Below are 12,261 nucleotides of genomic sequence, written 5' to 3' on the forward strand. Positions count from 1 at the left end.
GGTCGGCGCCGGCAGCCCGCTCTGGCTGCTGCTCGCGGTCGGCGCGCTGCTCGGCGTCCCCCAGGGGCTGCGCCCCTGAAGGGGCGCGGGGAACTGCGCGACCAGCCCCCACACAGCCGCACCCGACCGACACGGCCCGCCCGCATCGCGGAACCGCCGCCTACGGTGACTCCCCGAGCAGCCGGACCAGTTCGATGCGCGACCGGATGCCCAACCGGGCGAAGACCCCCCGCAGATGGTGGTCGATCGTGCGCGGGCTGAGGTTGAGCCGGTCGCCGATCTCCCGGTTGGTGGCGCCGTCCGCCGCCATCCGGGCGACCGTCAGCTGCTGCGCGGTGAGGACGGCCGCCGGGTCGGCGCCGGAGTTCGGGGTGGACGGCGTTCCCAGGGCGCGCAGTTCCGCGCGGGCCTGGGCGGCGCAGTGCGGGGCGCCGAAGGACTCGAAGGCCTCCAGGGCGCTGTGCAGCCGGTCCCTGGCCTCGGCGCGCCGCCGCGTCCGGCGCAGCGCACCGGCGAACAGCAGCTCGGTGCGGGCGCGTTCGAAGTCACGGGTGCCGCGGGCGTGCAGGTCGAGCGCGGCGCGGTAGTGCACCTCCGCCTCGGCGCCGGGGGCGAGCAGGGCCCGGCAGCGGGCGCTGAGCGCGAGGTCGTCGGGGCTGCGGACGGCGGTGGCCCAGCGGTGGTAGTCGGCGTGGGCGGCACGGGCCACCCGGGTGTCGCCGGTGCGGACGGCGGCCTCGACGTAGTGCGGGGTGGCCAGGTGCCGGATCGCCCGGTGGCCGTGGCCGGGGCCGAAGCCCGCGAGGGCCCGCAGCCGGGCGGCCGCGGCGGGGAAGCGGCCATGGGTCAGGTCGAGGAAGGCGAGGGCCCACTGCGCGAGGGCGGCGGCCAGACCCAGCCCGTGCGCCACGGCGTACGACCGGACGGCCGCCGCGCGCTCCCGGCAGGCCTCCTCGTCGCCCGTGACCGCGGCGAACATGGCGAGGGCGGCCCGGAGATGGCAGGCGCCGTTGTCCTGCCCGGTGGCGTGGGCCAGGGCGAGGGCCTCCTGGGCGGCGGCCTCGGCGGACCGGGCGCGGCCGGTCCAGAAGTCGGCGTAGACGCGGAACTCCATGGCCTGCACGACCGTCCCCGCAGTGCCGCGGGCCCGGGCCGAGGCGGCGGCGCGGAGGGTGGCGGCGACGGCCCGGGTGGGGTCGCCGAGCAGCAGGGCGGCGATGCCGGAGTGGATCAGCGGGCCGGGGTCGCCGCCGGGCCCGCAGCCTCCCGCGGTGCCCTTCAGAAGGACCCGGGCCTCGTCGTAGCGGCCCGCGACGGCGGCGGCGAGTCCGGCGAGGATGCCGGAGGGTGCCAGTCCCAGCCAGTGGGCCACGGCCTGGGCCTCGCGGCAGCGTCCGAGGTCGCCGGTGTACACGGCGGCCTCGGTGGCGAGGGCGAGCAGTGCCGCGGCGTCGGCGGAACGTTCCTGCCGTACGGCGGCGGTGAGCAGGGCGTCGAAGGCCTCGGCGGCGTTGCCCGCTCTGAGGGCGAGGACGCCGCTCAGGGCGGGGTTGTCGGTGCGGGCGGCGAGCCGTCTCGCCCGGTCGGGTTCGCCACAGCGCCAGGCGTCGGCGGCGGCCGCGGCGAGCAGCCCGGCCTCCACGACCGGGTCCGGGCTGAGTTCGGCGGCGCGTTCGGCGAGGGCGCGGGCGAGCGCGGGTCTCCCCTCGGCGCGGGCCCGGTCGGCGGCCAGGCGCAGTTCCGCGGCGAGCCGGGCGCTGGGGCCGAGCGCGGCCGCGCCCCGGTGCCAGGAGCGGCGGGTCGTCTCCGCCTTGCCGCCCAGCACCCGGGCGAGCAGCTGGTGGGCCGCGCGCCGGTCGGCCGGTGAGGCGGTCTCGTAGGCGGCGATCCGGGTCCAGGCGTCCCGGAAGGACACCCCGCCGGCGCCGGCGTGCGCGACCCCGGCGGTCTCGGCGGCCTCCAGCGGGCGGGTGTCGACCCGGACGGCGGTGACCGCGCGCAGGAAGGCGTGCGTGGTGACCGGGTACTGGTCGGCGGCCGCGAGGAGCAGCAGCGACCGGGTGTCGTCGGGCAGGGCGCGGACCTCCCGGCGCAGGCTGGCCAGCAACCGTGGTGCCAGTTCGGCCGGTTCCACGGGCAGCGGGTCGGCGCCCGCCGCCTGACGTGCGGTGAGGCGCGGCACGAGTTCGGCCACGGCGCGCTGGTCCTCGTACACGACGCGCCGTACCCGGGCGCGTACGCCCTCGGGGAGCGCCGAAGCCGGGCCCGGACCCGCGTCGGTGGTCCCCGGTGGCGAAGTGCGGTTCAGAGGTGGGGGGTTCACCGGTATCACCACACGAATGACGTTACTGGCGAGTTAGTTGACTCGTAAAGACTGGCGACTTCGCCGATGCGGCGCGCGTAGACCCGTCCCGACACTCCTGACCAACCCCACCCGTTTCAGGAGGCATCATGCAACGCGCCAAGCGTCGCATCGCAACGGCTCTGTCGGCGATAGCCGGTTCGCTCCTTCTGTCACTCCCCCTGGCCGCGACTCCCGCGCAGGCGGCGAGCCACGACCCGATCGTGTTCGTGCACGGTCTGAGCGGCGACTCCAGCAGCTGGAACGACTGGATCGCCGACTTCGAGGCGGACGGCTACTCGTCCTCCGAGTTGTATGCGATCTCGTACGACTGGACGAAGTCGAACGTCACCACCGCCTCGACGCTGGCGACGTACATCCAGTCCGTCCTGTCCAGGACCGGCGCCTCGAAGGTCGACCTGGTGGTGCACTCCATGGGTGCGCTCAACAGCCGCTACTACCTGAAGAACCTCGGCGGGACCGCGTACGTGGACCACTTCGTGTCGGTCGCCGGGGTGAACCACGGGACGAGCGTCGCCTCGCTGTGCGGGTGGCTCTACACGTCCTGCAAGGAGATGCAGACCGGCAGCTCCTTCCTGACCGCCCTGAACTCCGGTGACGAGACGCCGGGCGGCGTCTCCTACGCGGCGTACTGGTCGGACTGCGACGCGGCCGTCGTCCCGAACTCCTCGGCGGAGCTGAGCGGGGCGACCAACGTGGACGTCGGGTGCATCTCGCACACCGACATGAACAACGACCACGGCGTGTACGAGCAGGTGCGGGCCTTCATCTCCTGAGCCGCCGCGGGCAGCGGGGGTGCGACGGGCTCCCTCGGGGGACAATCACCGTAGACCTGCTTCCTTCCGTCCGGGAGGCCGTCATGCGGCTGATGTCCGTCGGTGCCGGGACACCGGTGCGGGATCCCGTCCACCACCCGCTCTTCGCCCGTTTCTACGCCCGGTGCAGTGTGCGCGCCGAGACCCGCCTGGGGATGGCCGCGATCCGGGAGCGACTGCTGTCGGGGCTGTCCGGGCGGGTGATCGAGATCGGCGCGGGCAACGGGCTGAACTTCGCGAAGTATCCGGGTTCGGTCGCGGAGGTGGTCGCGATCGAACCGGAGCGCACCCTGCGGCTGCTGGCGGTGCGGGCCGCCGTGCGCGCCGAGGTGCCGGTGGACGTGGTGCCGGGTGCGGCGGAGGCGCTGCCGGTCAAGAGCGAGGCCTTTGACGCGGCGGTGCTGTCGCTGGTGCTGTGCAGCGTCCGGGACGTGCCGCGGGCGCTCGCGGAGGTACGGCGGGTGCTGCGGCCGGGCGGGGAGCTGCGGTTCTTCGAGCACGGGCGGGGCGGCGGCCCGGTGATGCGGTTCACCCAGCGGGCCCTGGACCGGACGGTGTGGCCGGTGCTGGCCGGCGGCTGCCGGCTGTCCCGCGATCCGGTCGGCGCCCTGCGCGCGGCCGGGTTCGAACTCGGGCCGTACCAGCGGCTGTCGGTGCCGGAGTCCGGGCCGCGGCTGCCGGCCTCGTACTGCGTGCTGGGGGTCGCCCGGCGCCCTCCGGAGCCCGGGGCGTGAGAACGGGGCGTGAGAACCGGTCAGCCGCTCACAGGCTCCAGCTGCGCAGCTCCTCGGCGATGTCGGCGACGCTCGCCCCGCCGGTCTTGACCAGCCGGGCCAGGTCGCGGACCTGCTCCGGCGAGGTGGCGATCTTCAGGCCGCTGGCGACCAGGTAGGCGTACGCGACCGAGGACGCGAACAGGGCGTTCGAGCGCTCCAGCGCCGGGACGTGGATGAGGAGTTGCAGCAGGGCCGCGGCGCGGGCGTGCGGGGTGTCGTAGACGGGGACGTCGAATATCTCGGCCTGGTGCCGGGCCACGGCCGCGATCAGCGCGCCCCAGTCGGTGACCTGCGGGTCACCGGGGGTCTTCTGCTCGGCGAGCATGAGGAGCCAGGCGAGGTCGATGGTCAGGTCGCTCAAGGGATCAGTGACGGCCTTCGGTCTTGTCAGAGGGGTCGGTGCCGTGCGTCTCGCCGAACTCCTCGGCGAAGACGGACTCGTACTGCTTCATGAAGTCGGCGGCGGCCTCGACGAAGGTCCGGCCCGCTTCACCCGTGTCCTGCATGACCAGTTCCTCTATGTAGCGGTTGACACTCATGCCGCGCGCGAGGGCGCGTTCGCGGGCCGCCCTGGCGGTGCCCTCGTCCACCCGCACGTTCAGCTGGGTCTTAGCCATACCTCGAAGCTAGCGCCGGAACGCTAGCAACGGCAAGCGCGCATCGGGACCGAAATGTGATGTCGCCTGTGCGGCGGGTCACACTACGCTCGCCCCGGGCCAAGAGGTCGCGACCGGGGGAGGCAGACGTGTCCACACCAGCTGCGAAGGCGCCGGCGGCCGACGGGATCGCGGCCCGCGCACGCGGACTGACCAAGGCGTACGGGGCGGGTGATACGGCCGTGCTCGCGCTGGACTCGGTGGACGTCGACATCGCGCGCGGCCGTTTCACCGCGGTGATGGGCCCGTCGGGCTCGGGCAAGTCCACCCTGATGCACTGCCTGGCGGGGCTGGACAGCGTGTCGGCCGGTCAGGTGTGGCTGGGCGGCACCGAGATAACGGGGCTGAAGGACCGCGAACTGACGCGGCTGCGCCGGGACCGGATCGGGTTCATGTTCCAGTCGTTCAACCTGATCCCGACGCTCGACGCGGCCGAGAACATCACGCTGCCCATGGACATCGCGGGCCGCAGGCCCGACCAGGAGTGGCTGGACCAGGTCATCGACACGCTCGGGCTGCGGGACCGGCTCAAACACCGGCCGGCCCAGCTCTCCGGCGGCCAGCAGCAGCGGGTGGCCTGTGCCCGGGCGCTGGCCTCCCGCCCGGAGCTGATCTTCGCCGACGAGCCCACGGGCAACCTGGACTCCCGGGCGGGCCTGGAGGTGCTGGGGTTCCTGCGGGAGGCGGTCGACCGGCTCGGGCAGACGGTGGTGATGGTCACCCACGACCCGAGCGCCGCCGCCCACTCCGACCTGGTGCTCTTCCTCGCGGACGGCCGTCTGGTCGACCGGATCGACAGTCCCACCGCGCAGGCCGTGCTGGAACGGATGCGGCTGTTCTCCCCGCGGCCCGAAAAGGAGTGAGCCGGTGCTCAAGGCAACCCTGCGCAGCTTCCTCGCCCACAAGGGGCGGCTGCTGCTGTCCGCGCTGGCCATCGTCCTGTCCGTGGCGTTCGTCGCGGGCAGCCTGATCTTCTCCGACACCGTCACGCGCACCTTCGACCGGCTGTTCGCCTCCACCTCCGCCGACGTGTCGGTGCGGCCGAAGGAGGACCTCAAGTCGTCGGTGCCGACGGGGGCCGTCGAGACCGTGCCCGCCGCGCTGGCGCACCGGGTGGCCGAGGTCGACGGGGTCGCCGCGGCGCACGCGGACGTGTCGGTGCAGAACATCGTGGTGGTCGACCGGCACAACAGGTCGGTCGGCCCCACGACCGGCGCCCCGACCATCGCCACCGACTGGTTCCTCACGCACCGCAGTCCCGTGCGACTCACCTCGGGACACGCCCCACGGGGCGCGGGGCAGGCCCTCCTCGACGCGGACACCGCCGACCGCAGGCACGTCCGCATCGGCGACACCCTGACCGTGCAGGCGCGGCCGGGCAGCTTCCGGGTCCAGATCGTCGGCATCGCCACCTTCACCACCACCAACCCCGGTGCCGCCCTCGTCTACCTGGACCCGGCGGTCGCGGCCAGGGAGCTGCTGGGCTCCCCCGAACGGGCCACCAGCATCTCGGTGGACGCGGCGAAGGGCGTGCCGGACGCCGTGCTCAAACAGCGGATCGGCGCGGCGATCGGCACCGGGACGTACGACCTGAAGACCGCCGACGAGCAGGCGAAGTCCTCGGCGGCGGACCTCGGCGGCTTCCTCGACGTCATCAAGTACGTGATGCTCGGGTTCGCCGGGATCGCGACCCTGGTCGGCGTGTTCCTGATCGTCAACACCTTCTCCATGCTGATCGCCCAGCGCACCCGGGAGCTGGGCCTGTTGCGCGCGCTGGGCGCGGACCGGCGGCAGGTACGCCGGTCGGTGCTCACCGAGGCCGCGCTGCTCGGGCTGGTCGGCTCGACGCTGGGGCTCGGTGCCGGGATCGGGCTGGCGTTCGGACTGATCGGGCTGATGACCGCGTTCGGCATGAACCTCAAGGCCACCGAGATGGTCATCGGCTGGGCCACACCGGTCGCCTCGTACGTCGTGGGCGTCGGGGTCACCTTCGTCGCCGCGTACCTGCCCGCCCGGCGCGCGGCCGCCGTGTCGCCGATGGCGGCGCTCGCGGACGCCGAGGTCGCCGGTGTGGGCAAGCCGTTGAAGGCGCGGGCGGTCGTGGGCTCGGTCGTCGGGGCGCTCGGGGCGGCCGCCCTCGCGGGCTGTGCGGCGGCCACCAGGACCGCCTCCGCCGCCTCGCTGCTCGGTCTGGGCGTCGTCCTCACCCTGATCGCGACGGTCATCGCCGGACCGCTGCTGGTCCGGCCCGTGATCCGGGTCCTCGGCGCGGCCTTCCCCGCGCTGTTCGGCACGGTGGGCCGGATGAGCCAGCGCAACGCCCTGCGCAACCCGCGCCGGACCGGCGCCACCGCCGCCGCGCTGATGGTGGGCCTCGCCCTGGTCGGCGGGATGTCGGTGGCCAGCGCCTCCATGTCCAGGTCGTTCGACCAGCAGATCGACAAGACGCTGGGCGCCGACTTCGTGATCCAGAACGGCAACTTCCTGCCGTTCACCAAGGAGATCACCGACAAGGTCCGCGGCACCGAGGGCGTGGGGCTCGTCGTGCGGCAGCGGTTCGCACCGGTGGCGGTCCGGCTGCCGGACGGCAAGCGGGTCACCACGACCGCCGCCGGGTACGACCCACAGGTAGACCGGGTCGCCCATGTCGTCTACCGGGGCGGCGACACCGCGGCGGCGCTGGCCGACGGCGGTCTCGGCATGGACGTCGGCTTCGCCGAGGACCACGGGGTCCGGCTGGGCAGTGAGCTCCCCGTCGAGTTCCCCGGCGGCAGGACCGCCGAGCTGCGGGTCGGCGCCCTCACCGACCAGGACGGCGGCAGCGGCTTCGGCACCCAGGGCGGGCTGTTCTTCGGCATCGCCACCGTGGAGAAGTACGTCCCGGACGGCCAGGACTCGTCGCTGTACGTGAACCGGACCGCCGGCACGAGCGCGGACCGGCTGCGCGCGAACCTGGAGCGGGCCCTCGCCCCGTTCCCGCAGGTGCAGGTCCGCGACCAGGCCGACTACAAGAAGCTGGTCCACGACCAGATCTCCGTGCTGCTCTACCTGGTGTACGCCCTGCTCGGCCTCGCGATCGTGATCGCGGTGCTCGGCGTGGTCAACACCCTCGCTCTCTCCGTGGTGGAACGCACCCGGGAGATCGGGCTGCTGCGCGCGATCGGGCTGGCCCGGCGGCAGTTGCGCCGGATGATCCGGCTGGAGTCGGTGGTGATCGCGGTGTTCGGCGCCGTGCTGGGGCTGGCGCTCGGGCTGGTGTGGGGCGTGTGCACGCAGCGGGTGCTGGCGCTGCAGGGCATGAAGGCACTGGCCGTCCCGTGGGGCACGATCGTCGCGGTCGTGATCGGCTCGGCGGTCGTGGGCATCGTGGCCGCGCTGCTGCCGGCGCTGCGCGCGTCCCGGATGAACGTGCTCGCCGCCATCGCGCACGACTGAGCCGCCCCGGCGGGTGCGTCCGCATCCTGGAATTGCCGGGCGCGCGAAGACCGCGGTGGTGGGATCGGCGCATGACCGACCTGCGCATACGGGCCGCCGCGCCCGACGACCTGGACGCCGTGCTCGCCTTCTGGAAGACGGCGGCCGAGGGCACCAGCATCAGCGACGACCGCGCCGGGGTGAACCGTCTGGTCGCCCGGGACCCGGGGGCACTGCTCCTCGCCGAACTCGACGGCGAACTGGTGGGGACGGTGATCGCGGGCTTCGACGGCTGGCGCTGCCACCTGTACCGGCTGGCGGTGCATCCGGGGCGGCGCCGCCGGGGTGTCGGCTCGGCGCTGCTGACGGCCGCCGAGGAACGCTTCGTACGGCTCGGCGGGCGGCGCGGGGACGCGATGGTGCTGGTGCGCAACGAGACCGCCCACCATGCCTGGCGCGCGGCTGGGTACGCGCCCGAGGAGAAGTGGCGTCGGTGGGTGAAGCCGCTCGCCGAGGCCACCGAGTGAAGCACTTTGCCGATCCTTTACTATTGAGGGGTCGTTCCGTTTCTCCATGAAAGGTGCGTGAGCGTCCGCCCATGGGCGAGCCTCCCAGTGCGCAGCGCCGGCAACACCGCGCGGTCCCGTCCGCCCTGTCCGATCCTGGGACGGAGGTGACCCGATGACCGAAGTGCTCCTGCTGCTGGTGGCGATCCTGCTGTCCCTCGCCTGCGGCGCCTTCGTCGCGGCCGAGTTCTCGCTGACCACGGTCGAGCGCGGCGAGCTGGAGCGGGCCGTGGAGCGGGGCGAACGCGGAGCCGCGGGCGCCCTCAAGGCCGTACGGAACCTGACGTTCCAGCTTTCCGGGGCGCAGCTCGGCATCACGGTCACCAATCTGGTGGTCGGCATGCTCGCCGAGCCCTCGATCGCCAAGCTGCTGGCCGGCCCCCTGGAGGCGATCGGCGTCCCGGCCTCGGCGGCCGGCTCGGTCGCACTGGTGATCGGCACGGCGCTGTCCACGGTGTTCCTGATGGTCGTCGGCGAGCTGGTGCCCAAGAACTGGGCGATCTCCTCGCCGCTGTCCGTCGCGAAGCGGGTGGGCAACGCCCAGCGCTGGTTCAGTGCGGCCTTCCGGCCCTTCATCACCCATCTGAACAACACCGCGAACCGGGTGGTCCGGCGCTTCGGCGTGGAGCCGGCCGAGGAACTGGCCTCCGCGCGCGGGCCCCAGGAGCTGGCGGCGCTGGCCCGGCACTCCGCCAAGCAGGGCGCGCTGGAGCCGGACACCGCCGAGCTGTTCGTGCGCACGCTGAACCTCGCCGACCTCACCGCCGAGAACGTGATGACCCCGCGCGTCCAGGTGGTCGCCCTGGAGGTCCGGGCGACCTGCGAGGACGTGGCGAACGCGACCCGCGCGACCGGCCTGTCCCGGTTCCCGGTCTACCGGGACACCCTGGACGCGGTCGTCGGCACCGCCCACATCAAGGACGTTTTGGCGCTGCCCGCCGAGGAGCGGGCCCGGGTCCGGGTCGACCAGGTGATGCGCGAACCCCTGCTGGTCCCCGAGTCCCTCACCGTCGACCGTCTCCTGGACCGCCTCGGCGGCCGGCGCACCATGGCCGTCGTCATCGACGAGTACGGCGGTACGGCCGGAGTGGCGACCCTGGAGGACATCGTCGAGGAGGTCGTCGGCGAGGTCCGCGACGAGCACGACCCGCACGAGACCCCCGACCTCGCCCCCGCGGGCGCCGACGACCAGGGCCGCGCCCTGTACGCGGCGGACGGCGCGGCCCGCATGGACCAGCTCACCCGCGTGGGCCTGAAGGCGCCCGAGGGGCCCTACGAGACGCTGGCCGGTCTCGTCGCGGCCCAGCTCGGCCGGATACCCGAGACCGGGGACAGTGTGGAGGTCGCCGGCTGGCGGCTGGACGTGGTGGACGCGGCGGGGCGACGGGCGTCCCGGGTGCTGCTGCACGCGCCGCTGGACGACGAGATGGAGCAGGGGGCCGGGCGATGACCGCCGTACAGCTGTTGATCGGTCTGGCGACCCTGGTGGTGAACGCCTTCTTCGTCGGCGCCGAGTTCGCGTTGATCTCCGTGCGCCGCTCCCAGATCGAGCCGTACGCCGAGGCGGGCGACCGGCGGGCGAAGAGCGTGCTGTGGGGTCTGGAGCATGTCTCCGCCCTCCTGGCCGCCGCCCAGCTCGGCATCACCCTGTGCACGCTGGTCCTGGGCGTGGTCGCGGAACCGGCGATCGCGCATCTGCTGGAGCCGGTGTTCCACGTCGTCGGCGTGCCCCCGGGCGCGGGCCACGTGGTGGCCTTCGTGATCGCGCTGGCCCTGGCGACCTACCTGCACATGCTGCTCGGCGAGATGGTGCCGAAGAACGTGGCACTGGCCGAGCCGGTGCGCAGCGCGCTGCTGCTCGGCCCGCCGCTGGTGACCCTGTCGCGGGCGCTGCGACCGGTGATCTTCACGATCAACGCGTTCGCCAACACCCTGCTGAAACTGCTCCGTGTGGAGACCAAGGACGAGGTGTCGGCGACCTTCACGGACGCCGAGCTCGCCGAGATCGTCAAGGACGCCAGCGAGGCGGGCCTGATCGACGACCGGGCGCAGGAGCGGCTGCACGACGCCCTGGAACTGGGCCGCCGACCCGTACGGGACGTGGTCGTACCGCTGGAACGCGTCGTGTACGCGCGCGTGGGCGTCACCCCGGTGGAGCTGGAGCGGCTGTCGGCCGAGTCGGGGTTCTCCCGCTTCCCCGTGGTCGACGAGGTGCGGCGGATCGTCGGCTATCTGCACGTCAAGGACGCACTGGACGCCCCGTCCCAGGACGTGGCGTTCCGGCTGCGGGACATGCGGCCCATCGCCCGGGTGCGCGAGAGCACCCCGCTGGACGACGTGCTCACCGCGATGCGCGGCAGCCGCACCCATCTGGCGGGCGTGCTCGGCGACGACGGGCGGATGGCGGGCCTGGTGACCATGGAGGACGTACTGCGGGAGCTGTTCGGCCAGCACGCGTGAGCCGGCGCCGGACCGACCGACCGACGGGTATGGGCCTGGGGATACCATTTCTGTCGCCATGCAGACGAACCCTGTGCCTCCCGCACACTCCAGCCTGGTCGCGGTCGGCGACTCCTTCACCGAGGGCATGTCGGACCTGCTGCCCGACGGCTCCTACCGGGGCTGGGCCGATGTGCTCGCCACCCGGATGGCCGCCAAGAACCCCGGCTTCCGCTACGCCAACCTCGCCGTGCGCGGCAAGCTCATCGCGCAGATCGTCGCGGAGCAGGTGGACGTGGCGGTCGCCATGCGGCCCGACGTGATCACCCTGGTCGGCGGCCTCAACGACACGCTCCGCCCCAAGTGCGACATGGGCCGGGTCCGGGATCTGCTCACCGAGGCGGTGGAGCGGCTGGCACCGGCCTGCGAACAGCTGGTGCTGATGCGCAGCCCGGGCCGCCAGGGCCCGGTCCTCGATCGGTTCCGGCCGCGCATGGAGGAGCTGTTCGCCTGCGTGGACGAACTGGCCGAGCGCCACGGCGCCCTCGTGGTCGACCTGTACGGCGCGCCCTCGCTGGCCGACCCCCGGCTGTGGGACGTGGACCGCCTGCACCTGACGGCCGAGGGGCACCGCAGGGTCGCCGAGGCGGTCTGGCAGACCCTCGGCTACGACCCCGAGGACACCGAATGGCGTACGCCGATACCGGCGTCCGCGCCGCCCGGCTGGGTCACGCGCCGGGTCGCGGACGTCCGCTTCACCCGGCAGCACCTGCTGCCGTGGATAGGCCGCAGGCTCTCCGGCCGCTCCTCCGGTGACGGCCGCGCGCCGAAGCGGCCGGAGCTGCTGCCGTTCGAGGCGTAGCGTCGGTCCTGTGCGCACACGGGTGATCAGTGTCAGGGGCCGGATCCACGAGTTCGGCCCCCGGCTCGAGGAAGCCCCCGCGGACGTCCTCCACGTCGGCCGCCGCTGGACCATGGGCGGCTGGGATCTGCCCGGCCACCCGCTCCGCAACCCCTTCGCCCACGACACCCCGAAGCGGAAGCGGGACGGCACCCGCGCCGAGGTGATGGCGATGTACCGGGCCCATCTGCTGGAGCGGCCCGAACTGCTGGAACTCGTGGCGGAACTGCGCGGGAGGACGCTGGCGTGCTGGTGCGCGCCGGAGCAGTGCCACGCGGACGTGCTGGCGGAACTCCCCGACCTGCCCCAGCCGTGACGTGGCTCTCGTAGCT

The 12,261-nt window shown here is 73.3% G+C and carries 12 protein-coding genes; 9 read left to right on the plus strand and 3 right to left on the minus strand.

Annotated features, from left to right (window positions below; translation table 11 throughout):
* Window positions 1–160 precede the first annotated feature (160 nt).
* On the minus strand, window positions 161–2,332 hold the full coding sequence (locus AB0G52_RS28870) for a helix-turn-helix transcriptional regulator (protein ID WP_361340314.1): 2,172 nt from the start codon (window positions 2,330–2,332) through the stop codon (window positions 161–163).
* 119 nt (window positions 2,333–2,451) lie between these two features.
* Between AB0G52_RS28870 and AB0G52_RS28875 the strand changes: the two genes are divergently transcribed.
* Window positions 2,452–3,138, plus strand: coding sequence for a triacylglycerol lipase (locus AB0G52_RS28875; protein WP_132887847.1), 687 nt, complete (start codon window positions 2,452–2,454; stop codon window positions 3,136–3,138).
* 83 nt (window positions 3,139–3,221) lie between these two features.
* A complete protein-coding gene (locus AB0G52_RS28880; RefSeq protein ID WP_132887846.1) occupies window positions 3,222–3,911 on the plus strand; it encodes a class I SAM-dependent methyltransferase in 690 nt (229 codons plus the stop codon).
* A gap of 28 nt (window positions 3,912–3,939) precedes the next feature.
* Here the strand turns inward: AB0G52_RS28880 and AB0G52_RS28885 are convergent, their stop codons facing one another.
* Together AB0G52_RS28885 and AB0G52_RS28890 are read right to left on the minus strand one after the other, a co-directional pair.
* On the minus strand, window positions 3,940–4,314 hold the full coding sequence (locus AB0G52_RS28885; protein WP_132887845.1) for a fic family toxin-antitoxin system, toxin component: 375 nt from the start codon (window positions 4,312–4,314) through the stop codon (window positions 3,940–3,942).
* A gap of 4 nt (window positions 4,315–4,318) precedes the next feature.
* On the minus strand, window positions 4,319–4,570 hold the full coding sequence (locus AB0G52_RS28890) for a toxin-antitoxin system HicB family antitoxin (protein ID WP_132887844.1): 252 nt from the start codon (window positions 4,568–4,570) through the stop codon (window positions 4,319–4,321).
* 128 nt (window positions 4,571–4,698) lie between these two features.
* Between AB0G52_RS28890 and AB0G52_RS28895 the strand changes: the two genes are divergently transcribed.
* From AB0G52_RS28895 to AB0G52_RS28925, 7 genes are all read left to right on the plus strand, one after another.
* Window positions 4,699–5,472: an ABC transporter ATP-binding protein gene (locus tag AB0G52_RS28895; protein ID WP_132887843.1), complete on the plus strand. Its 774-nt coding sequence runs from the start codon at window positions 4,699–4,701 to the stop codon at window positions 5,470–5,472.
* 4 nt (window positions 5,473–5,476) lie between these two features.
* Window positions 5,477–8,044: an ABC transporter permease gene (locus AB0G52_RS28900; RefSeq protein ID WP_361340115.1), complete on the plus strand. Its 2,568-nt coding sequence runs from the start codon at window positions 5,477–5,479 to the stop codon at window positions 8,042–8,044.
* 32 nt (window positions 8,045–8,076) lie between these two features.
* Window positions 8,077–8,550, plus strand: a complete 474-nt coding sequence (locus tag AB0G52_RS28905; protein WP_361340118.1) for a GNAT family N-acetyltransferase — start codon at window positions 8,077–8,079, stop codon at window positions 8,548–8,550.
* A gap of 154 nt (window positions 8,551–8,704) precedes the next feature.
* Complete coding sequence (locus tag AB0G52_RS28910) at window positions 8,705–10,039, plus strand: hemolysin family protein (protein WP_132887840.1); 1,335 nt, start codon at window positions 8,705–8,707, stop codon at window positions 10,037–10,039.
* Entirely contained in the window at window positions 10,036–11,049 is a 1,014-nt protein-coding gene (locus AB0G52_RS28915) for a hemolysin family protein (RefSeq protein ID WP_132887839.1), read from the plus strand. The genes AB0G52_RS28910 and AB0G52_RS28915 overlap by 4 nt, the downstream gene beginning before the upstream one ends.
* Window positions 11,050–11,107: 58 nt before the next feature.
* Window positions 11,108–11,890 (plus strand): SGNH/GDSL hydrolase family protein, encoded by a 783-nt coding sequence (locus AB0G52_RS28920; RefSeq protein WP_132887838.1) that lies wholly within the window; start codon window positions 11,108–11,110, stop codon window positions 11,888–11,890.
* A 10-nt stretch (window positions 11,891–11,900) separates the two neighbouring features.
* Entirely contained in the window at window positions 11,901–12,245 is a 345-nt protein-coding gene (locus tag AB0G52_RS28925; RefSeq protein ID WP_361340122.1) for a DUF4326 domain-containing protein, read from the plus strand.
* Window positions 12,246–12,261 lie beyond the last annotated feature (16 nt).

This window comes from Streptomyces sp. NPDC021562 (assembly GCF_040640875.1).
Taxonomy (GTDB): domain Bacteria; phylum Actinomycetota; class Actinomycetes; order Streptomycetales; family Streptomycetaceae; genus Streptomyces.

Bases quoted from the DNA above. Each gene is read 5' to 3' on its own strand.
- AB0G52_RS28875 (WP_132887847.1), top strand. From the start codon at position 2,452: ATGCAACGCGCCAAGCGTCGCATCGCAACGGCTCTGTCGGCGATAGCC.
- AB0G52_RS28880 (WP_132887846.1), top strand. From the start codon at position 3,222: ATGCGGCTGATGTCCGTCGGTGCCGGGACACCGGTGCGGGATCCCGTC.
- AB0G52_RS28890 (WP_132887844.1), bottom strand. From the start codon at position 4,570: ATGGCTAAGACCCAGCTGAACGTGCGGGTGGACGAGGGCACCGCCAGG.
- AB0G52_RS28910 (WP_132887840.1), top strand. From the start codon at position 8,705: ATGACCGAAGTGCTCCTGCTGCTGGTGGCGATCCTGCTGTCCCTCGCC.
- AB0G52_RS28915 (WP_132887839.1), top strand. From the start codon at position 10,036: ATGACCGCCGTACAGCTGTTGATCGGTCTGGCGACCCTGGTGGTGAAC.
- AB0G52_RS28920 (WP_132887838.1), top strand. From the start codon at position 11,108: ATGCAGACGAACCCTGTGCCTCCCGCACACTCCAGCCTGGTCGCGGTC.